This window comes from Enterobacter sp. DNB-S2 (assembly GCF_019443845.1).
GTDB lineage: Bacteria > Pseudomonadota > Gammaproteobacteria > Enterobacterales > Enterobacteriaceae > Enterobacter > Enterobacter asburiae_B.
Window position 1 is genome coordinate 1577456 of record NZ_CP050520.1, and the last position, 20835, is coordinate 1598290.

The window sequence follows — 20835 nt, forward strand, 5'->3', positions numbered from 1 at the left end:
ACCCTCACACAGCTCCTCCGGGGGCTGTTTTTATATGTTCACTCAGGAAGTCAATAAAGGCACGAATGCGCGTACTCACCGCTCTGTCACTGTAATACACCGCGCTAAAAGGCATTTCGACCGGCAGACGTTTGTCGGCCATCAGCTCCACCAGTTCACCCCGCGCTAACTCCTTATCAATCATATAGTCTGATAAACAGGCGATCCCGTTCCCTTCCAGGCACAGCTGTTTCAGCGTCTCTCCGCTGTTAGACGATAATCCGCAGGTAATTTCATAAAGTTGACCATCATGGCAGGCAACAGGCCAGGTGTTCAGCGACACCGGCTCCGTAAAGCCAAGGCACAGATGCTGCTTCAGTTCTTCAACCGTCTCCGGTTTACCATGTTCGGCAATATACTCTGGCGATGTGATAATTTTGCGGTAGCTGGCAAACAGAGGGCGGGCACGCAAGCTTGAATCTGTCAGGGTTCCCGCCCGGATCGCCACATCCACTTTACGCTCGATGAGGTTGATAAACGTCTCTGAGGAGACCAGAGAAAGCGTCATCTCCGGATAGCGTTCGCGGAAAGGTTTGATCAGCGGCATCAGAAAGTGAAGTACCACCGGCGTGGCTGCATCAATGCGCAGCAACCCACGCGGCGTGCTGCGGGTCTCCATAATCTCCGTCTCCGCTGCGGCCATCTCCTGCAGTACCGACTGCACGCGGCGGAAGTAACGTTCACCTTCTTCCGTCAGGCTCAGCTGCCGCGTCGTTCGGTTGAGTAGACTCACTCCAAGCTTCATCTCCAGTTTTTTCACCGAACGGCTGATGGCTGAGTTAGCCTGACCCAGCTGTTCGGCCGCGCGGCTAAAGCTGCCGCTTTCAACGACGGCGACAAAGATTGTCAGCTCTTCCGATGTTGCTTTCATTTTTGCACCACCTGCAAAATTCTATTGATATTTTGACCATTTTTGTTATTTAAGCACTGGCGCATACTGCCTGTCATCTTAATCCTGATGATATGGAGTATTTTATGCCACTGGCGCTACTTGCCCTGACGATCAGTGCCTTCGCAATTGGCACGACCGAATTTGTTATCGTGGGTCTGGTTCCCACTATTGCTAACCAGCTTGCGATCTCGTTGCCCTCTGCGGGGTTGCTGGTATCAATCTACGCCCTGGGCGTCGCCGTCGGTGCGCCAGTGCTGACGGCCCTGACGGGACGTTTTCCGCGTAAGCAGCTGTTAGTCGCGCTGATGGTGCTGTTCACCGCCGGCAACGTTCTGGCCTGGCAGGCGCCGGACTACACCACGTTGGTGATTGCCCGTCTGTTAACCGGCCTTGCACACGGCGTGTTCTTCTCGATTGGTTCCACCATTGCAACCAGCCTGGTGCCCAAAGAGAAAGCGGCTTCAGCGATTGCGATCATGTTTGGTGGACTGACCGTCGCACTCGTTACGGGCGTACCGCTGGGAACGTTTATCGGACAACACTTCGGCTGGCGTGAAACGTTCCTGGCCGTCTCCTTACTGGGTGCCATCGCCCTGGTGACCAGCCTGCTGCTGGTACCGTCGAATATCCCAGGCCGGGCGAGCGCCAGCCTGCGCGATCAGCTGAAAGTGCTCACGCATCCGCGTTTGCTGATTATCTACGCGGTAACTGCATTGGGCTATGGCGGCGTATTCACGGCTTTCACCTTCCTGGCGCCGATGATGCAGGATCTGGCAGGCTTTTCACCCAATGCCGTGAGCTGGATTTTGCTGGGATACGGTATTTCCGTTGCCATTGGCAATATCTGGGGCGGCAAGCTTGCAGATAAGCATGGTGCGGTACCGGCGCTGAAATTCATCTTCGCCGCCCTGGTGGTTCTGCTGATGATTTTCCAGTTCACGGCTTCGGTACACTACGCCGCGCTGGTCACTGTGCTGGTCATGGGGATCTTTGCCTTTGGTAATGTCCCCGGGCTTCAGGTTTACGTTGTCCAGAAAGCCGAGCTCTATACGCCAAATGCCGTGGATGTGGCGTCCGGTCTGAACATTGCCGCATTTAATATCGGCATTGCGCTGGGCTCCATCATTGGCGGGCAAACCGTAGCGCATGTTGGATTAGCCCAGACCCCGTGGATTGGCGCGGTGATTGTCCTGGTCGCCTTCCTGCTGATTGGACTGAGTGGACGTCTCGATAAGCCAGCCAGGGACGCGCTGGGTTAACATCAGTAAGTGCTTGCTTACAAAACTGGAAAGCGGTTTCTCAGAAATTGCGTTGAAAGTATGACCTAAAGTCCCTATAACATTAGAACCAGTCCGTTTTCCGGGCTGGTTCATGTTACAGAGGCTGTTTCCAAAAGTGCGAAAAAATACCTATGCCATGCGTTATGTTGCCGGAATGCCCGCGGAGATGATCTTGCCTCGGGGGTCATTTGCGAGCATAAGCCAGGCATTACCCGCCGGCACACCGTTAAGCAGCGATGAGAAAATCCGTGTACTGGTGTGGAATATCTTTAAGCAGCAGCGTGCCGAATGGTTATCGGTACTCAAGAATTTTGGAAAAGATGCCCACCTGGTTCTGCTCCAGGAGGCACAAACCACCCCTGAACTGGTACGCTTTGCCACCACGAACTATCTTGCCGCCGACCAGGTGCCTGCGTTTGTCCTGCCACAACACCCCTCAGGTGTGATGACGCTTTCAGCAGCACATCCGGTCTATTGTTGTCCACTGCGCGAACGTGAACCTATCCTGCGTCTGGCAAAATCGGCGCTGGTGACGGTCTATCCGCTGCCGGATACCCGAATGCTGATGGTCGTGAATATCCATGCGGTAAATTTCAGTCTGGGCGTGGATGTCTACAGTAAGCAGTTACTTCCGATCGGCGATCAGATTGCCCATCACAGCGGGCCCATCATTATGGCCGGCGATTTCAATGCCTGGAGTCGTCCGCGCATGAATGCGCTGTATCGCTTTGCGCGCGAAATGTCGCTGCGTGAAGTTCGTTTTAGCGATGACCAGCGCAAAAAAGCCTTTGGTCGTCCTCTCGATTTTGTCTTCTATCGTGGTTTGAGCGTGCACGACGCCTCGGTTCTGGTGACGCGCGCCTCGGATCATAACCCTCTACTAGTCGAATTCAGTCCCGGCAAACCTGATAAATAATGGTGTGTCAGGTCTGCCGTGGGGCAGGCCTGTGCGGGTGCTGCCCTTTATTTTTCACTCACAAAGGACAGTACGATGACAACAACACGCTCCCATCATGACAACGTAGAAAAACAGTTTGGTTCTCAGGCAAGTGCCTATCTGAGCAGTGCCGTGCATGCTTCTGGCCGCGATCTGGTGCGTCTCGGTGAACGTCTGGCGGCGTTCCCGCAGGCGCACGTGCTGGATTTAGGCTGCGGGGCAGGGCATGCCAGCTATACGGCTGCGCAGCAGGTCGCGCACGTTACCGCGTATGACTTATCCAGCCAGATGCTGGACGTCGTTGCCGGGGCGGCAAAAGCGAAGGGACTGGACAACATCGATACGCAACAGGGCTATGCCGAATCCTTACCGTTCGATGATGCGTCGTTTGAGGTGGTGATCAGCCGTTATTCCGCGCACCACTGGCACGATGTCGGCCAGGCATTACGCGAGGTCAAACGTGTTCTGAAGCCGGGCGGCACCTTCATCATTATGGATGTGATGTCTCCCGGACACCCGGTGCGCAATATCTGGCTGCAGACGGTAGAAGCGCTGCGCGATACCTCGCACGTGCAAAATTACGCCAGCGGAGAGTGGTTGTCGCTTATCACTGAAGCGGGGCTGATCGCGCGCGCGTTGATTACCGATCGTTTACCGCTGGAGTTCAGCTCCTGGATCGCGCGTATGCGCACCCCGGAAGCATTGAGCCAGGCGATCAGACTGTATCAGGAGAGTGCGTCCGCTGAGGTAAAGGCGTACTTTGAACTGCAGGACGATGGCTCGTTTACCAGCGATACCATCATGGCTGAAGCGCAAAAAGCGGAATAAACAAAAAAGGCACCGAGGGGAATCGGTGCCTTTTTATCTTTCGATCGTGTTATCAGGAATCTGGCGTCGCGCTGTTCTTCACAAACAGCGTCAGCTGGTCGCCAGGTTTCAGATTGTCAGTATCATTGTTCCAGCGCATCACATCCTTGATGTTCACGCCGTGCCGTTTTGCGATACTGGACAGTGAATCGCCCTTGCGTACGCGATAGGTAATGCTATCGCTGTTGCTGGCAAGACGCTGTGCGCTGCTACCTGCACCTACCGTCAGAGTCTGACCCACTTTCAGGCCGGAACTGCGCAGATTATTCCACTGCTGCAGATCTTTCGCATTCACGCCAAGACGTGACGCGATGCCCGAAAGCGTATCACCTGAACGAACCTTATAGCTGCGGCTGTTAACTGATGATGCATCCGCGATCAGCGTTGACTGAACGGCGGCGATTTCACCAGAAGCTAAAGACTCACGTAACTGCTCGGCATGTTTCTGCGGAACCATTACATACTGCGGGCCACTTGCCCCCCGGGTTGAGCCTTTAACGCCAGCATTAAAGGTTTTCAATTTACTTACCGACATACCCGTCATATCAGCAACCTGTTGAATATCAACTGGATTGCTGAGGCGAACACGCGCCAGTGCACGACTTTCGTCTGGTGTTGGCAGTTGTACACCGTAACGCTTGCTGTTCTTGAGAATATCGCTCAATGCCAGCATTTTCGGTACGTAAATCTTTGTTTCCTGTGGCAGTGAGAGCGACCAAAAATCGGTGGATTTACCCCGTGCTTTATTCGCTTTCATTGCCTTCAGTACACGACCTTCGCCACTATTATACGCTGCGACCGTTAACAGCCAGTCGCCGTCAAACATCTTGTTCAGACGTTGCATCATGTCGAGAGCGGCTGTCGTTGAAGCGACAACATCGCGACGCGCATCATAGTTGCGGGTCTGTTTCAGACCATAGTTTCGCCCGGTGCTCGGAATGATCTGCCAAATGCCTGCGGCATTGGCGCCAGACGTCGCGTGTGGGTCAAAAGCGCTCTCCACTATGGGTAGGAGTACCAGCTCCATAGGCATGTTACGTTTCTTAACTTGCCCGGCTATCCAGTACATATACGGCTCTGCCCGTAACGTTACATCGTGGAGATAGCTCTTATTACTTAAATACTTCTGTTTCTGTTCGCGAATCCGGGGATTTTCCGGAATTCCCATCTTTAGCTCGTCGCCAATAGAGGTCCACAAGTCTTGATCCTGCGCGTAAGATGTTCCATCGTCCATCCAGCGCGCCGAACTTGCAAACTTCCCTGCTTCCCCTTGACCAGCTGCAGAAAGGCTCTGTGCGTGCTGTTGTACGTTGCTGCCGTTTTGCGACTGGCAACCTACAAGCAGGACAGAGGCGAGTAATATCGCTTTTGCCTTCATGTGTGTGTCAATAGTTGCTTAAAAGACGAGCGATGATAACGGCGAAATTTTGAAAAGGCAACCCGCAATTATCTGAAGTTATCTTTCTTTGACCTTAACCATGCAAATCGCTGTTCTGGTTGTTGCAAATTTGTTTCTTGGTTAATTTTATTAATTAAATCAACATCATCTGTGCGTAAAAATAAATTAATTTGCCGCTCATTTTTCAGAATTACGGGGAGTGTTTTTTGGTTTTTTGCACGTAACTCCTTCACTTTGTGATAATAATCCTGAATCGCTCGATCCTCGGGTAAGAGGCTCACTGCAAACTTCATATTTCCTAATGTATACTCATGGGCGCAACAAATGAGCGTCTCATCGGGTAGCGCGTTAATTTTCTGTAAAGACTGATACATTTGAGCTGGCGTGCCTTCAAATAGTCTTCCGCAGCCTCCAGAGAACAGCGTATCGCCGCAAAAAAGATAAGGCTTACTGTAGAAACACAGATGTCCCAAAGTGTGACCCGGTGTAGCAAATACGGAAAACTCCCACTCGCGTATGAGGATATTTTCGCCTTCTTCGACTACATGCGTGATTCCCTTATCTTGTGCCTCTGCCGGTCCGTAAACCACAAGATGCGGAAAATGAGCGCGCAGTTCAGGCACGCCGCCAGTGTGATCGCTATGATGATGCGTCAACAGAATGGCTTCTGGCTGCCAGCCGTTCTCTTTTATGGCGTGCAGTAAAGGGGCGGATTCTCCGGGATCGACAATGACGCAGCGGCGATCGTCGTCAACCAAAACCCAGATGTAATTGTCCTGAAACGCTGGAATACTGATAAGATTCATACATTACCTCTTAGAGCGTGGCGGGTGTTTTGATGAAACCGGCAAGGATACCTCAGACTGTCGCAGCACCGGAACGTTGGGCGGAATTGCCCTGGGGTGAATACTATCGCGAAGCGTTAGAACAGCAGCTGAAGCCCTGGCTCGCGAAAATGTATGGCTTTCACCTGCTTAAGATTGGCAATCTCAGCGCGGAAATCAATACCGAAAGCTGCGCTATCTCGCATCAGGTTAACGTCTCTCTCGGCGGATCGCCGGTTCAGGTGAAAGCAGACCCGTTGCATCTGCCGTTTGCGGAAAAATCCGTCGATGCGTGTTTGCTCGCACATACGCTACCCTGGTGCAGCGATCCGCATCGTCTGCTTCGCGAAGCCGATCGCGTGCTGATTGATGACGGCTGGCTGGTACTTAGCGGATTCAATCCGCTAAGCCTGATGGGCCTGCGTAAGCTGGTACCGGTGCTACGCCGGACTCCACCTTACAACAGCCGGATGTTCACCATGATGCGCCAGCTCGACTGGCTTTCACTGCTGAACTTTGAAGTGCTTTGCTACGGAGGTTTTCAGGTGCTGCCCTGGGCGCGGCAGGGGGGCGTGGTACTGAGCACCCATCTCCCCGCGTTGGGCTGTTTGCAGTTTATCGTTGCGCGTAAGCGAACCATTCCCCTTACGCTTAACCCCATGAAGCAGAGCAAGTCGAAAACGCCCATCCGCCAGACCGTGGGCGCCACGCGGCAGTACAAAAAAACCGATTAGGCGTCGGGCTGATAGCCCGCATCTTCATGTGCGGGATTGGATGCCGCAGCACGCGCCAGTTCGTCGCAGCGTTCGTTTTCCGGGTGGCCTGCGTGGCCTTTAACCCACTCCCACTTAATCTGGTGCTGGCCCAGCGCAGCATCAAGACGTTTCCAGAGATCGACGTTCTTGACCGGCTTCTTATCGGCGGTTTTCCAGCCGCGTTTTTTCCAGTTATGGATCCAGTGGGTGATCCCCTGACGCACGTACTGACTGTCGGTGCTTAGCACCACGTCACAATGTTCTTTTAACGCCTCCAGCGCCACGATGGCCGCCATCAACTCCATCCGGTTGTTGGTGGTCAGAAAATAGCCTTCGCTAAAGGTTTTTTCGTGCTGGCGATAGCGCATAATCGCGCCGTAGCCGCCGGGTCCTGGGTTACCGAGACAAGATCCATCGGTGAAAATTTCTACCTGTTTACGCATCTCTGGTAGACTTCCTGTATTCGAAACGTTCAGTTAAACGATAAGTCTGACATAAATGACCGCTATGAGCACTGCAATTACTCGCCAGATTGTCCTCGATACCGAAACCACCGGTATGAACCAGATCGGCGCGCACTACGAAGGGCATAAGATCATCGAGATCGGTGCCGTTGAAGTGGTGAACCGTCGTCTTACGGGGAACAACTTCCACGTCTACCTCAAACCCGATCGGCTGGTGGATCCGGAAGCGTTCGGCGTTCACGGTATTGCCGATGAGTTCTTGCTGGATAAGCCGACTTTTGCGGATGTCGCTGACGAGTTCCTGGAATACATCAAGGGCGCCGAGCTTGTCATCCATAACGCATCGTTCGATATCGGCTTTATGGATTATGAATTCAGCAAACTTAATCGTGATATTCCGAAGACGAACACCTTCTGTAAGGTGACGGACAGCCTGGCGCTGGCAAGGAAGATGTTCCCCGGCAAGCGTAACAGCCTGGATGCACTCTGCTCGCGCTACGAGATAGACAATACCAAGCGAACGCTCCACGGGGCGTTGCTCGATGCCCAGATCCTGGCCGATGTCTATCTGACGATGACCGGCGGGCAGACGTCAATGAAGTTCAGTATGGAAAATGAATCCCAGCAGACGCAAGGCGAAGCGGGCATTCAGCGTGTTGTCCGTCAGGCCAGTCGGTTGCGGGTTATTTTAGCCAGTGACGAAGAGCTTCTTAACCACGAATCCCGGCTTGATCTGGTCCAGAAGAAGGGCGGCAGCTGTTTGTGGCGCGCCTGAAAAAACGCCTTAATGCCTGTAAAATCATCGTTTGGGCGATTTTTGCAGCAAACGATTCAAAACGTGAGAAAAAGCGTTGACGAGATCGGAGGCGCACCGTAATATGCGCCTCGTTCCCCAAACGGGAACAGTGGAGCGGTAGTTCAGTCGGTTAGAATACCTGCCTGTCACGCGGGGGGTCGCGGGTTCGAGTCCCGTCCGTTCCGCCACTATTCAGAAAGCCTGAATCAGAAATGATTCAGGCTTTCGTCGTTTCAGCCTTCAGTAATCTCATTCTCCCCCTTATCGTTAACAAAAAGTTAATACTCATAGTGCAATTTATTAACAATTGCACGGATATGGTGCATTATTTGCACTGTAATTGTGCATTTCTCCATCACTCCTCTCTTCGCACCTCATTCAGAATGTTTCTTTCTGTAAAAATAATTCACGCAGAATCATCTGGTTATCTCCTGCTTTCCAAAAATATACCGAACCAATTTCGTATTGGTTTGGTTATTGCTTAATCATTAGCACGATAAGCTTCATTCCATATCAATAACTTATCGTTAATAAAAATAAAGTCATGATGAAAGCGAGCGAACCAATATGGAAAAACCGTCACGGTTTCTGGCCAATTCCAGCACCGCGCTTGAGCAGTTGCGCGGGCTTATCAACCAGCATGAGTCAACACCAGGCATACCGCTGCCCACGGAACGTGAGCTGTCGGACACTCTCGGCGTAGGACGACGTGAAGTACGTCGTGCGCTGGACGTGCTGGAAGAAGAGGGGCGCATCTGGCGTAAGCAGGGCAAAGGGACCTTTATTGGCCCGGCGGCACCTGTTGAACCGCTGGCCCTTCAGGGATTGGTTCAGCAAACCAACCTTCTGGAAGTGATGGAAGCTCGTCTGCAGCTCGAACCCGGCTTAGCCCGGCTTGCGGCACTGCGTGCCACCAGGGAAAACCTCGCGCTCATGCAGCGCATGCTGGAACGCATCGACAAGGTCAGCCCGGACGACCGCGATCTCAACGAACTCTGGGACAGCGCCTTTCACCGGGCGATTGCCGAGGCGGCGGGCAACCGTCTGATGCTCGGCCTGTTTGATGCCATTGATGCCGTTCGGCGCGAACCGGGCTGGCAGCATCTGCGCGAGCTGGCACGCACCCCCGAACGTGTCGACAGCTATAACGACCACCACCATAAGATCATGTCTGCGATTATCCATCGCCAGCCTAATGAAGCCGCGGCCGCCATGCGCGAACACTTGCTCAGCCTGCAAACCGCCCTGATTCAGGCGATCCACCTTGAGGACGACTTCACGCCATGACGACAATACCCTTTAAGGACGCCACACCCGTATTGCGGGTGCAAAACCTCAACGTTACGTTTGCTGGCTCGCCGGTTAGCGTGCTTGATGGTATCTCGCTGACCGTCAGGGCGGGAGAAACGCTGGCGCTGGTGGGGGAGTCCGGCTGCGGGAAAAGTATCACCTCCCTGGCGCTGATGGGATTACTGCCCGCCAGCGCGCAGATTGTCAGCGGTGAGATGCAGTTTCGCCGCCACAATCTGCGAAAGCTCTCACCGCGGGAGTATGCCGATCTGCGCGGCAGCGAGCTGGCGATGATTTTTCAGGAGCCGATGACCTCGCTCAATCCGGCGTTCACGCTGGGGGATCAGCTGAGCGAGGCGGTTATGCGACACCAGAACGTCTCGCGCGCAGAGGCGATGAAGGTCGCGCTGCAGATCCTCGAGAAGGTGCAGATCCCGGCGGCAGAGATGCGCCTGAAAGCATATCCCCACCAGCTTTCCGGCGGCATGCGCCAGCGCGTGATGATTGCCATTGCGCTGATTAACCACCCTAAACTGCTGATTGCCGACGAGCCAACCACCGCGCTCGACGTCACCATCCAGGCGCAAATCCTCGCCTTGCTCAACGCCTTAAAAGAGGAAACCGGCACGGCGGTGCTGATGATCACCCACGATTTAGGCGTGGTGGCAGAAGTCGCCCAGCAGGTCGCCGTGATGTATGCCGGACAGGTGGTGGAGCAGGGGAGCGTGGAGGCAATATTCGCCGACCCGCAGCACCCGTACACCATCGGCCTGATGGGGTCGATCCCCTCGCTGGGCGCACGCAAGGGCCAGCTCTCCACAATTCCCGGCGCGGTCCCGCTCCCGGAATCCATGCCGAAAGGCTGCCGTTTTGCCACCCGCTGCCCGTTTGCGCAGTCGCGCTGCCATGATGAAAAACCGCAGCTCACCGCGCTCGGCGCGGGCCATCAGGTCGCCTGCTTCCGCGTGCCGCTCGAACACCACATTGCCCTGGGAGAGACCGCATGACCACGCCCATTCTTGAAGCCCGTGACCTCAGCAAGCTTTTCCCCGGCCCCAAAAAACTCTTTACTCCGGCACGCTTTGTCACGGCGGTCGATCGCGTTTCGCTTGCCGTGATGCCGGGCGAAACGCTGGCGATTGTCGGCGAGTCCGGCTCCGGGAAATCTACGCTCGGTCGTCTGCTGCTGCGCCTGCTGGCCGCCAGCGAAGGGCGCGTGTTTTATCAGGGGGGGGAGATCACCGACGCCTCCGGTGCCCGCCTGAACCAGCTCCGGCGCGAGCTGCAAATCATCTTTCAGGATCCCTTCGCCTCGCTCAACCCGCGCATGACGGTGGAGCAAATCGTCGGGGAGCCGCTGTGGCTGCATCAGAACATGAAAAAAGCGGATCGCCAGTACCGCGTTGCCGAGCTGCTTAAAACCGTGGGCCTGCCTGCCGCCTGGGCCGGGCGCTATCCGCACGAGTTTTCCGGCGGGCAGCGCCAGCGTATCGGCATTGCGCGCGCGCTGGCCTCGGGACCGAAGCTGCTGCTGGGGGACGAGCCGGTATCCGCGCTGGATGTGTCCGTTCAGGCGCAGGTGGTCAACCTGCTGGAAAGCCTGAAGCACCAGCTTGGGCTGACGATGGTGATTGTTGCCCACGGCCTGGCGGTGATCCGCCATATGAGCGACCGCGTGGCGGTCATGTATCTCGGGCAAATCGTCGAGCTTGCCAACGTCGACGAGATTTTTGACGCGCCGCTGCATCCCTATACTCAGGCGCTGATCGCCTCGGCACCGCAGATGCAGCCGGGCGTTGAGCGCGACGCGCTGCTGCTGCAGGGGGATCTGCCCAACCCGGCCAGCCCGCCGTCCGGCTGCCGTTTCCACACCCGCTGCCCGTACGTCACCGATGAATGCCGCCAGGTTGAGCCGATCAATCAGGTGCTCGATGGCGGACGTCAGGTTGCCTGTCATCGCTGGCAGGAGATCAACCGCGATCGCAGCGTTATTCAGATCGCACCGCCATCCGCCGCCTTTCTGCGCCGCCGCGCGCTGTTTGAACACGCGGCCACTCACTCGTCCCTTCCTTCAAGGAACTCATGATAATGACAATGCGTAATTCTCTTTTGACCGTACTGGGAAGTGTTATGTTGCTTGGCGCGGCGCTGCCCGCCCATTCTGAAAGCGTGCTGCGGATCGGTCTGGGCGCTGACCCGGACATGCTCGACCCGCATCTGGCGCGCACCTACTATGGCCGCTTCGTGTTTGCCTCCCTGTGCGACAGGCTGGTGGACGTGGATGAAAACCTGAAGGTCGTCCCCGGCCTGGCTAAAGACTGGGCGTGGAGTGACGACGGTAAAACCCTGACGCTTAATCTGCGCGAAGGCGTCACCTTCCACGACGGTGAGAAATTTGATGCCGCCGCGGCAAAATACAACCTCGACCGCGCCCTGACCCTGAAAGGATCCCTGCGTAAGAGCGAGATCTCCTCCGTTGAATCGGTCGAGGTCACCGGCCCGATGCAGATTACGCTGCACCTGAAGACCCCCGATGCGGCGCTGCTGATGCAGCTCACCGACCGTGCGGGCGCGATGATGGCCCCCGAGGCGGCGAAAAAGCCTGACTTTGCCGCCCACCCGGTCTGCTCCGGCCCGTATAAATTCGACAGCCGCGTGTCCCAGGACCGCATCGTTCTGACCCGCTTCGACAACTACTGGAACAAAGACGCTTACCACTTCGACAAAATTATCTATCTGCCGATCCCGGACGCCTCCGTGCGCCTCGCGAACCTGCGCGCGGGCGATCTTGACCTGACCGAAGGCATCGCCGCCAGCGACGTTAAAACGGTCGAAGCCGACAGCAAGCTGGCGCTGGCGAAGGTAACCGGTCTCGGCTATCAGGGCATTACCTTCAACATCAACAACGGCAAGGTGCCGGCCAACGATCCGTTCAAGGACGCCCGCGTGCGCGAGGCGTTTTCTCAGGCCATCGACCGCGATGCGTTAAACCAGGTGGTCTTCGAAGGGCTTTACACCCCGGCAAACCAGGCGTTTTCCCCGGTCAGCCCGTATCACGTTAACCTGCCGGTCCCGCCGCGTGACGTTGACAAAGCCAAAGCGCTGCTGAAGGCGGCAGGCGTCACCGCGCCGCTGACCGTCAACCTGCTGGTGCCGAACAACCCAACCTCGCAGCAGGTGGGCCAGGTGCTGCAGGCGATGGTCGCCGAGGCCGGATTTAACCTGAACCTGCAGATGACCGAATTCGCCACGCTGCTCGACCGCCAGCAGAGCGGCGACTATCAGCTGAGCTTCTCCGGCTGGTCGGGACGCCCGGATCCGGACGGCAGCATCTACGGCTTTCTCAACAGCAAAGGCACGCTCAACGACGGCCGCTACAGCAACGCGCAGGTCGATGAGTGGCTGACCCAGGCGCGCCAGAGCACCGACCAGGCCGCACGTCAGCCGCTGTACGACAAGGTGGTGAAGCAGCTGCAAACCGACATGCCGATTGCCTACCTCTACTTCGAGCCGCGCATTTTCGGTCTGAACAAAAGCGTGCAGGGCTTTAAGCCGTACCCGGACGGCATCGTGCGTCTGGCGGGTTTGACGCTGGCGAAATAAAGGTCCCGAGGAGAACCCATGCTGGAACTGATTTGCAAACGTCTGCTGCTGGCTATACCAACCCTGCTACTGGTGAGCATGATGGTGTTCGGGCTGCAAAAGCTGCTGCCCGGCGACCCGCTGATCGCCATGGCCGGGGAGGAGCGCGACCCGGCGGTCATCGCCCAGCTGCGTGCGGAACTGAACCTCGATGCGCCAATCCCCGTGCAGTATTTCCACTGGCTGACGCGCGCGCTGCAGGGCGATCTGGGCGTCTCCTTACGCACGCACGAACCGGTGACGCAGCTGATCGCCAGCAAGCTGCCGGTCACGCTGGAGCTGTCTCTGCTGGCGATGATTATCGCGCTGGTGTTTGGCATCAGCATGGGGATCCTCGCGGCGGTGAATAAAAATAGCTGGGTCGATCACGGGGCGAACTTCGTGGCGATCTCGGGGATCTCGATCCCGCACTTCTGGCTGGGGATCTTGCTGATTCTGGTCTTTTCGGTGAACCTGCAGTGGCTGCCCGCGTCCGGCTACGTGCCGTTCAGTGAAGATCCGCTCCAGAACCTGCGCACGCTGCTGCTGCCCGCGTCCGTGCTCGGAACGGGCCTCGCGGCGACGCTGATGCGCCATACCCGCGCTTCGATGATTGCGGTCCTGAAGGCGGATTACATCCGCACCGCGCGCGCTAAGGGGCTGCTGCCAAAGGCGGTGATCCTGAAGCATGCGTTTCGCAACGCGCTGGTACCGGTCATCACCCTCACCACGCTGCTGTTCGGCGAGCTGCTGGGCGGCGCGGTGCTGACCGAGCAGGTCTTCACCATTCCGGGCTTCGGCAAGATGATCGTCGACTCGGTATTTAACCGTGACTACGCGGTGGTGCAGGGCGTGGTGCTGATCGTGGCGATCGGCTTCCTGATGCTCAACCTGCTGGCCGACGTGCTCTACGTCCTTATCAACCCGAAAATGCGAGGTTAACCATGGCGGAACTGACGACGCAAACCGTTACGCCCGCGCTGCCGCGCGCGCAGAACCGGGTGCTGAAGAAATTCCTTGCCAACAAAAGTGCGGTGATTGGCGCGGTGGTGGTGGGATTCTTTGTGCTGGTGGCGCTGCTGGCGCCGTGGATTGCCCCGTTCGACCCGGTCAAAGCCAACTTCCTGGCGGTGCGCAAAGCGCCGTCCGCGATGTACTGGTTCGGCACCGACGAGCTGGGGCGCGACATTTTATCCCGCATTATCTGGGGGGCTCGCACCTCGCTGATGGCAGGCTGTATGTCTGTGGTGATTGCCGTGGTCATCGGCGTGCCGCTGGGGCTGGTGGCGGGTTACTTCCAGAAGATGTGGGACGGCGTGATCTCGCGGTTTATCGAGGCGCTGCTGGCCTGTCCGTTCCTGATCATGGCGATCGCGCTGGGGGCGTTTTTGGGGCCGAGCCTGACCAACGCGATGATCGCCATCGGTCTTTCGGCGATGCCGATCTTCGCCCGCCTGACGCGCGGGCAGGTGATCGCCATTCGCAACGAAGAGTACATCGACGGCGCGCGGGCGATTGGCCTGCCGGACCGCTGGATCATCATCAAATACGTCCTGCCGAACGTGATGTCGCCGATCCTGGTGCAGGCCACGCTGGCGATTGCCTCGGCGATTATCGCCGAAGCCAGCCTGTCGTTTTTGGGGCTGGGGCAGCAGCCGCCCAATCCGTCCTGGGGCTCCATGCTCAACACCGCGAAAGGGTTTCTGGAGCAGGCGCCGTGGATGTCCGTTTTCCCCGGCGTGGCGATTTTCCTTGCCGTGCAGGGCTTTAATTTACTCGGTGACGGGCTGCGCGATGCGCTCGATCCGCGCCACGACTAAGGAGTCATGATGACCAAAGCGCTTGATTTTACATCCGGTTACGCTTCACGCCGCCCGCCAATGATGGGCCGTAACGCCGTCGCCACGTCGCAACCGCTGGCGGCGCAGGCGGGAATGAAAATGCTGCTGCTGGGCGGCAACGCCGTGGATGCGGCGATTGCCACCGCGATGGCGCTGACGGTGGTTGAGCCGACCGGCAACGGGATCGGCAGCGACGCCTTTGCCATCGTCTGGGACGGTGAAAAGCTGCACGGCCTGAACGCGTCCGGTCGTTCGCCTGCAAGCTGGCATGCGGATCTGTTTGCCGGTAAAACCGCGGTGCCGGAAATTGGCTGGGACGCGGTGACCGTGCCGGGCGCGGTATCCGGCTGGGTCGAGCTGGCGGAACGCTTCGGCACGCTGCCGCTGACCACCCTGGCGCAGCCAGCCATTGACTACGCGCGCAACGGTTTCCCTGTCTCCCCGCTGATTGGCCATCTCTGGCAGCGCGGCTATAGCAAGCTGAAAGATCAGCCGGGCTTCAGCGCCTGCTTCGCGCCGGAAGGCCGCGCCCCGCGCGTGGGGGAAATCTTCCGTAACCCGGCGCAGGCGAACTCGCTGGAGCTGATTGCCCGCACCAACGGTGAAGCCTTTTACCGCGGCGAGCTGGCGCAGAAAATTGCCGCTTTCGCCAAAGAACACGGCGCGCACCTGACGGCTGAAGATCTGGCAAACCACCGCGTGGACTGGGTAGAGCTGCTGTCGCGCGACTTCGCGGGCGGTTCGGTGCAGGAATTGCCGCCAAACGGCCAGGGGATCGCCACGCTGATTGCGCTCGGCATTCTGGAGCAGTGCGGCATTGAGAAATATCACCCGGATTCCGTGCAGTCCCTGCACCTGTCCATTGAGGCGATGAAGCTGGCGCTGGCGGATCTCGACCGCTACGTGGCGGATGAAGACCATATGGCGTTCGCGGCGAAAGAGCTGCTGAGCGACCATTATCTGAGGTCGCGCGCGGCGCTTATCAATCACGAGCACGCCTCTGATTTCGTTTACGGTTCCCCGACGCAGAGCGGCACGGTCTACATCAGCACCGCCGACGCCAGCGGGATGATGGTTTCGTTTATTCAGTCCAACTACATGGGCTTTGGTTCAGGCATTGTGGTGCCGGATACGGGGATCAGCCTGCAAAACCGGGGCTGCGGGTTTGTGCTGGATCCCAATCACCCGAACGCGCTGGCGGGCAGCAAGCGACCGTTCCACACCATCATTCCGGGCTTTGCGATGGACGGCAGCGGCCAGCCGCTGATGTCTTTCGGCGTGATGGGTGGGTCGATGCAGGCGCAGGGGCACATGCAGATGGCGCTGCGCATTATGCTGCACGGGCAAAACCCACAGGCGGCAATCGATGCCCCGCGCTGGCGCGTGGTGCAGGGCAGGGAGGTGATCGTTGAATCGACCTTCGATCGCAATACCATCGCCGCGCTGCGCGAGCGGGGTCATCAGATCGTGGTGGAAGATCCGCTTCAGGATTACAACTTCGGCGGGGCGCAGGTGATTTATCGCCTGCCGGAAGGACACTACGTGGCCGCGACGGAAAGCCGCAAAGACGGGCAGGCGCTGGTGAGTTAATGTTTTATCCTCCCTCTCCCGTTGGGAGAGGGGCGGGGTGAGGGGAAAATTTCAGCCAATGCTAAACGGATCCGCATCCTGCCAGGCCGGAAACTTCTCGCGATACTCCTGCAGCGCCGTCAACGACAGCTCGGCATCAATGCGCGTCGCCTGATGCGGCTCGGCGGTGGCAATGATCTCGCCCTGCGGATTCACCACCCGGCTGTCGCCGCGGTAGTGATGCCCGTTGCCGTCGGTTCCCACGCGGTTACAGCCCACCACGTACGCCTGGTTCTCAATCGCGCGCGCTACCAGCAGCGACTGCCAGTGCAGGGAGCGCGGTGCAGGCCAGTTGGCAACATACAGCGCCAGGTCGTAATCGTTGCGGTTGCGCGACCACACCGGGAAGCGCAGGTCGTAGCAGACCAGCGGCAAAATACGCCAGCCGCGCCACTCGAACACCACGCGCTCGTGACCCGCTTCATAGTGATGATGCTCATCCGCCATGCGGAACAGGTGGCGTTTATCGTAAAAATGCACTTTCCCTTCCGGCTCCACCAGCAGGAAGCGGTTCACCGGCCCGCGATCCGTTTGCAGGGCAGCGCTCCCGGCGATCAGCGCGTTGGTCTGCTGCGCTTTGGCATGCATCCAGGCGACAACCTCATCCTGAGGCATTGACTGTTGTGCCGCTTCCATGGCGAATCCGGTGGTGAACATTTCCGGCAGGACAATCACATCACGCCCGGTAATCTCTTCCAGTTGACGATCAAAGTGGCGCAGGTTGGCGGGGCCATCCATCCACACTAAAGGTTGCTGCAAAATAGAAATCTTCAAACCAGGCACGATACAGACTCCTCAAAAGACCGCTTTTTGACACTGTAGCACGTCATTACGAGAAAATGTGGCAATAAAAAACCCCGCGCGAGGCGGGGTTTGTATAAGCGAAACGCGTTACGCCGCTTCAGGTTTGCGGTGCTTCTCCGGGAGCTTTACCGGCTGCGTCGCCAGCTCGTCCGGCTCGAAATCATCCACGTTAATGCTGCGCAGACGGCTCTCTTCGGCTTTCACCAGCAGAGCGGCTTCATCTTTATTGATAATGCCGCCGGCCAGCGCCTGTTTTGCCAGTTCGTCCAGACGGGTAAACGGCAGGTTTTTGCCCAGCTGTTTACAGATCTTCTGGTGAATCGGATCGGCAGCCATCACGTCCAGCAGCGCCTCTTCCAGCAGACCCACCGGGTTATGCGGCGTCGGCGTCAGATACTGACCACGACCGATACGGGAGCGGGTTGCGCTCGGTACCTGCAGGATCTTCGCTACCTTGTGGTCCAGCTTGTCGGACGGCGCAAGGTGGTGACGTCCGGTCGGGAAGATCACCGCGCGCAGGGCTCCCGCCACGAAGCGGTTCGGGAAGTTCGCCAGCAGGTCGTCAATCGCCTGTTCAGCCTGATACATCGCATCCTGAACGCCCCAGTGCACCAGCGGCAGATCCGCTTCCTGACGGCCTTCGTCGTCGTAACGCTTCAGGACCGCAGAGGCCAGGAAGATCTGGCTCAGCACATCCCCCAGACGAGCAGAGATACGCTCGCGACGCTTCAGGCTGCCGCCCAGCACCGCCATGGAGACGTCAGACAGCAAAGCCAGGTTGGCGCTCAGACGGTTCAGATGCTGGTAGTAACGTTTGGTCGCATCGCCGGTCGGCGTCGCGCTGGTAAGACCGCGCGTCAGGCCCAGCCAGAAGCTGCGCACCTTGTTGCTGCCCACGTGACCGATATGTTTGAACAGCAGCTTATCGAAGGCATCCACGTCGTTGTTCTGCGCGGCAGCCATCTCTTCCAGCACGTACGGATGGCAGCGGATTGCGCCCTGACCGAAGATCATCATGCTGCGGGTCAGGATGTTTGCCCCTTCCACGGTGATGGCAATCGGTGCGCCCTGATAGCCGCGCGCCAGGAAGTTGCCTTCGCCGAGCATAATGCCTTTACCGCCCGCGATATCCATCGCGTCAATGATCGACTGCTGCGCGCGGTGGGTACAGTGGTACTTCACAATCGCGGACAGCACGGCCGGTTTTTCGCCCAGCATAATGCCGTAGGTAATCAGAGAAGCCGCGGCATCCATTACGTAGGCGTTGCCCGCGATACGCGCCAGCGGCTCTTCGATACCTTCCATCTTGCCGATGGAGATTTTGAACTGACGGCGGATGTGGGCGTAAGCGCCAATCCCCATCGCGACCGACTTCAGACCGCCGGTTGAGTTCGACGGCAGGGTAATGCCGCGGCCCACAGACAGACATTCCACCAGCATGCGCCAGCCCTGACCGGCCATTTTCGGACCGCCGATGATGTAGTCAATCGGCACAAAGATGTCCTGACCGCGGGTCGGACCGTTCTGGAACGGCACGTTCAGCGGGAAGTGACGGCGACCAATTTCAACGCCTGGGGTAGAGGTTGGGATCAGCGCACAGGTAATGCCCAGATCTTCTTCGCCGCCCAGCAGTTTTTCCGGGTCAGAGAGCTTAAAGGCCAGACCCAGCACGGTGGCGATTGGCGCCAGGGTGATATAACGCTTGTTCCAGGTCAGGCGCATGCCCAGCACCTGCTCGCCCTGCCACTCACCCATGCAGACCACGCCGGTATCCGGGATCGCGCCTGCATCGGAACCCGCTTCCGGGCTGGTCAGCGCGAAGCAAGGGATTTCCTGACCGCGTGCCAGACGCGGCAGGTAGTGATCTTTCTGCTCTTCCGTACCGTAATGCTGCAGCAGTTCGCCCGGGCCTAAGGAGTTAGGCACGCCAACGGTAATCGCCAGGATCCCGGAAACGCCCGCCAGCTTTTGCAGAACGCGAGCCTGAGCGTAAGCGGAGAACTCCAGACCGCCGTACTCTTTCTTGATGATCATCGCGAAGAAGCGATGTTCTTTCAGATACGCCCACAGCTCTGGCGGCAGGTCGGCCATTTCGTGGGTGATGGCAAAGTCGTTTGCCATGCGGCACGCTTCTTCCACCGGGCCGTCAATAAAGGCCTGCTCTTCAGCGGTCAGACGCGGCTGCGGATAGTTATGCAGCTTTTTCCAGTCCGGGTTGCCCTGGAACAGATCGCCTTCCCACCAGGTGGTGCCCGCGTCAATCGCTTCTTTTTCAGTACGCGACATGGGCGGCATCACTTTGCGAAAGCCCTTGAACACCGGCGCAGAGATCATTGATTTACGCATCGGGGCCAGGTTAAACGGCAGAAGGATGATGGCAAGAGGGACTAAAAGCCAGATATTCCAGAGACCTGCGACGCCAAGCGCAGCCGTCCAGGCCAGAAGAATCAGGCTGCTCAGGAATAAACTTACGCGGTGATAGAACAACACACCGAGCAGAACAACGGTTGCGAGAATGCTCAAAATCATCATAAAGAAAAGCTCCCTTGCTTGTAGGAGGTCTGACCACTTGTGATGATATGGTTGTAGTTGATGTTATTTCCTTTAGCAATGTGTTTACAAAATAATTACAACCTGGTTCACATTGTTCGCATTTTAGCCGGCACAAAAAATCAAAACGCCGGACGATTCGCATGGCTTTAGCTTCTCGCTTTTCCCGCTATCCGGTACACTCCACTGTGTTATTTCATCAATACTGAAGGATTATCCTCATGTACCAGGATCTTATTCGTAACGAACTGAACGAAGCGGCGGAAACGCTGGCGAACTTTCTGAAAGATGATGCCAATATTCACGCTATTCAGCGCGCAGCGGTCCTGCTGGCCGACAGCTTCAAAGCCGGTGGCAAAGTGCTTTCCTGCGGTAACGGCGGCTCCCACTGTGACGCTATGCACTTCGCAGAAGAGCTGACCGGACGCTATCGCGAAAACCGCCCGGGCTACCCGGCGATTGCGATTTCAGACGTGAGCCACATCTCCTGCGTAGGCAACGACTTCGGTTACGACCACATCTTCTCCCGCTACGTTGAAGCGGTAGGCCGTGAAGGCGACGTGCTGCTAGGGATCTCTACCTCTGGTAACTCCGGTAACGTGATCAAAGCGATCGCCGCCGCGCGTGAAAAAGGGATGAAGGTCATCACCCTGACCGGTAAAGATGGCGGTAAGATGGACGGTACGGCGGATGTCGAAATTCGCGTTCCGCACTTCGGTTATGCTGACCGTATTCAGGAAATTCACATCAAAGTGATCCACATCCTGATCCAGCTGATCGAAAAAGAGATGGTTAAGTAAGACTTCGCTGGGGGGCTCCGGTGCCCCCCGCTGTTGTGGAGGTGTTG

The 20835-nt window shown here is 57.4% G+C and carries 19 protein-coding genes and 1 tRNA gene; 14 read left to right on the forward strand and 6 right to left on the reverse strand.

Annotated features, from left to right (window positions below; genetic code table 11):
- Positions 1–4: 4 nt before the first annotated feature.
- Positions 5–910 (reverse strand): DNA-binding transcriptional regulator YafC, encoded by a 906-nt coding sequence (gene yafC / locus HB664_RS07400; protein WP_219940546.1) that lies wholly within the window; start codon positions 908–910, stop codon positions 5–7.
- A gap of 104 nt (positions 911–1014) precedes the next feature.
- Here yafC and HB664_RS07405 point away from each other — a divergent pair, with 104 nt between their 5' ends.
- The 3 genes from HB664_RS07405 to HB664_RS07415 all read left to right on the forward strand — a co-directional run bounded on the left by HB664_RS07405 (position 1015) and on the right by HB664_RS07415 (position 3976).
- Positions 1015–2190, forward strand: coding sequence for an MFS transporter (locus HB664_RS07405; protein WP_219940547.1), 1176 nt, complete (start codon positions 1015–1017; stop codon positions 2188–2190).
- Positions 2191–2326: 136 nt separating this feature from the next.
- Complete coding sequence (locus HB664_RS07410) at positions 2327–3127, forward strand: endonuclease/exonuclease/phosphatase family protein (protein ID WP_219940813.1); 801 nt, start codon at positions 2327–2329, stop codon at positions 3125–3127.
- A gap of 75 nt (positions 3128–3202) precedes the next feature.
- Positions 3203–3976 (forward strand): class I SAM-dependent methyltransferase, encoded by a 774-nt coding sequence (locus HB664_RS07415; RefSeq protein WP_143347501.1) that lies wholly within the window; start codon positions 3203–3205, stop codon positions 3974–3976.
- Positions 3977–4028: 52 nt separating this feature from the next.
- Here the strand turns inward: HB664_RS07415 and mltD are convergent, their stop codons facing one another.
- Positions 4029–5393: a murein transglycosylase D gene (gene mltD / locus HB664_RS07420; protein ID WP_219940548.1), complete on the reverse strand. Its 1365-nt coding sequence runs from the start codon at positions 5391–5393 to the stop codon at positions 4029–4031.
- A 68-nt stretch (positions 5394–5461) separates the two neighbouring features.
- On the reverse strand, positions 5462–6220 hold the full coding sequence (gloB, locus tag HB664_RS07425; RefSeq protein WP_143347500.1) for a hydroxyacylglutathione hydrolase: 759 nt from the start codon (positions 6218–6220) through the stop codon (positions 5462–5464).
- Positions 6221–6252: 32 nt separating this feature from the next.
- On the opposite strand from gloB, the gene HB664_RS07430 reads away from it, so the two are divergent.
- Entirely contained in the window at positions 6253–6972 is a 720-nt protein-coding gene (locus HB664_RS07430; protein ID WP_023310484.1) for a class I SAM-dependent methyltransferase, read from the forward strand.
- Here the strand turns inward: HB664_RS07430 and rnhA are convergent.
- Entirely contained in the window at positions 6969–7436 is a 468-nt protein-coding gene (gene rnhA, locus HB664_RS07435) for a ribonuclease HI (RefSeq protein WP_219940549.1), read from the reverse strand. The two genes, HB664_RS07430 and rnhA, sit on opposite strands and share 4 nt — an antisense overlap.
- A gap of 64 nt (positions 7437–7500) precedes the next feature.
- Here rnhA and dnaQ point away from each other — a divergent pair, with 64 nt between their 5' ends.
- From dnaQ to HB664_RS07480, 9 genes are all read left to right on the forward strand, one after another.
- Positions 7501–8232, forward strand: coding sequence for a DNA polymerase III subunit epsilon (dnaQ, locus tag HB664_RS07440; protein ID WP_055703371.1), 732 nt, complete (start codon positions 7501–7503; stop codon positions 8230–8232).
- 132 nt (positions 8233–8364) lie between these two features.
- A tRNA-Asp gene (locus tag HB664_RS07445) sits at positions 8365–8441 on the forward strand.
- Between the two features lie 379 nt (positions 8442–8820).
- Positions 8821–9540: a FadR/GntR family transcriptional regulator gene (locus tag HB664_RS07450; RefSeq protein WP_023334601.1), complete on the forward strand. Its 720-nt coding sequence runs from the start codon at positions 8821–8823 to the stop codon at positions 9538–9540.
- The gene (locus tag HB664_RS07455) at positions 9537–10550 is read left to right on the forward strand and encodes an ABC transporter ATP-binding protein (RefSeq protein WP_219940550.1); all 1014 of its coding nucleotides are present in this window, start codon (positions 9537–9539) and stop codon (positions 10548–10550) included. The genes HB664_RS07450 and HB664_RS07455 overlap by 4 nt, the downstream gene beginning before the upstream one ends.
- A complete protein-coding gene (locus HB664_RS07460; protein ID WP_219940551.1) occupies positions 10547–11629 on the forward strand; it encodes an ABC transporter ATP-binding protein in 1083 nt (360 codons plus the stop codon). Before HB664_RS07455 ends, HB664_RS07460 begins: the two co-directional genes overlap by 4 nt.
- A gap of 2 nt (positions 11630–11631) precedes the next feature.
- Positions 11632–13146, forward strand: coding sequence for an ABC transporter substrate-binding protein (locus HB664_RS07465; protein ID WP_219940552.1), 1515 nt, complete (start codon positions 11632–11634; stop codon positions 13144–13146).
- A gap of 18 nt (positions 13147–13164) precedes the next feature.
- Complete coding sequence (locus tag HB664_RS07470; protein ID WP_023310491.1) at positions 13165–14106, forward strand: ABC transporter permease; 942 nt, start codon at positions 13165–13167, stop codon at positions 14104–14106.
- 2 nt (positions 14107–14108) lie between these two features.
- Positions 14109–14984, forward strand: coding sequence for an ABC transporter permease (locus HB664_RS07475; protein ID WP_029739694.1), 876 nt, complete (start codon positions 14109–14111; stop codon positions 14982–14984).
- Between the two features lie 9 nt (positions 14985–14993).
- Positions 14994–16595, forward strand: a complete 1602-nt coding sequence (locus tag HB664_RS07480; protein WP_219940814.1) for a gamma-glutamyltransferase family protein — start codon at positions 14994–14996, stop codon at positions 16593–16595.
- A gap of 51 nt (positions 16596–16646) precedes the next feature.
- On the opposite strand, the gene HB664_RS07485 is transcribed toward HB664_RS07480, so the two are convergent.
- Positions 16647–17417 (reverse strand): amidohydrolase, encoded by a 771-nt coding sequence (locus tag HB664_RS07485; RefSeq protein ID WP_039263863.1) that lies wholly within the window; start codon positions 17415–17417, stop codon positions 16647–16649.
- A 108-nt stretch (positions 17418–17525) separates the two neighbouring features.
- Entirely contained in the window at positions 17526–19970 is a 2445-nt protein-coding gene (gene fadE, locus HB664_RS07490) for an acyl-CoA dehydrogenase FadE (RefSeq protein WP_029739697.1), read from the reverse strand.
- Between the two features lie 239 nt (positions 19971–20209).
- Between fadE and lpcA the strand changes: the two genes are divergently transcribed.
- A complete protein-coding gene (gene lpcA, locus HB664_RS07495; protein ID WP_010427884.1) occupies positions 20210–20788 on the forward strand; it encodes a D-sedoheptulose 7-phosphate isomerase in 579 nt (192 codons plus the stop codon).
- Positions 20789–20835 lie beyond the last annotated feature (47 nt).

Coding starts and splice junctions, on each gene's coding strand:
- yafC (WP_219940546.1), bottom strand. CDS start 910: ATGAAAGCAACATCGGAAGAGCTGACAATCTTTGTCGCCGTCGTTGAA.
- HB664_RS07405 (WP_219940547.1), top strand. CDS start 1,015: ATGCCACTGGCGCTACTTGCCCTGACGATCAGTGCCTTCGCAATTGGC.
- HB664_RS07415 (WP_143347501.1), top strand. CDS start 3,203: ATGACAACAACACGCTCCCATCATGACAACGTAGAAAAACAGTTTGGT.
- mltD (WP_219940548.1), bottom strand. CDS start 5,393: ATGAAGGCAAAAGCGATATTACTCGCCTCTGTCCTGCTTGTAGGTTGC.
- gloB (WP_143347500.1), bottom strand. CDS start 6,220: ATGAATCTTATCAGTATTCCAGCGTTTCAGGACAATTACATCTGGGTT.
- HB664_RS07430 (WP_023310484.1), top strand. CDS start 6,253: ATGAAACCGGCAAGGATACCTCAGACTGTCGCAGCACCGGAACGTTGG.
- rnhA (WP_219940549.1), bottom strand. CDS start 7,436: ATGCGTAAACAGGTAGAAATTTTCACCGATGGATCTTGTCTCGGTAAC.
- dnaQ (WP_055703371.1), top strand. CDS start 7,501: ATGAGCACTGCAATTACTCGCCAGATTGTCCTCGATACCGAAACCACC.
- HB664_RS07450 (WP_023334601.1), top strand. CDS start 8,821: ATGGAAAAACCGTCACGGTTTCTGGCCAATTCCAGCACCGCGCTTGAG.
- HB664_RS07455 (WP_219940550.1), top strand. CDS start 9,537: ATGACGACAATACCCTTTAAGGACGCCACACCCGTATTGCGGGTGCAA.
- HB664_RS07460 (WP_219940551.1), top strand. CDS start 10,547: ATGACCACGCCCATTCTTGAAGCCCGTGACCTCAGCAAGCTTTTCCCC.
- HB664_RS07465 (WP_219940552.1), top strand. CDS start 11,632: ATGACAATGCGTAATTCTCTTTTGACCGTACTGGGAAGTGTTATGTTG.
- HB664_RS07470 (WP_023310491.1), top strand. CDS start 13,165: ATGCTGGAACTGATTTGCAAACGTCTGCTGCTGGCTATACCAACCCTG.
- HB664_RS07475 (WP_029739694.1), top strand. CDS start 14,109: ATGGCGGAACTGACGACGCAAACCGTTACGCCCGCGCTGCCGCGCGCG.
- HB664_RS07480 (WP_219940814.1), top strand. CDS start 14,994: ATGACCAAAGCGCTTGATTTTACATCCGGTTACGCTTCACGCCGCCCG.
- fadE (WP_029739697.1), bottom strand. CDS start 19,970: ATGATGATTTTGAGCATTCTCGCAACCGTTGTTCTGCTCGGTGTGTTG.
- lpcA (WP_010427884.1), top strand. CDS start 20,210: ATGTACCAGGATCTTATTCGTAACGAACTGAACGAAGCGGCGGAAACG.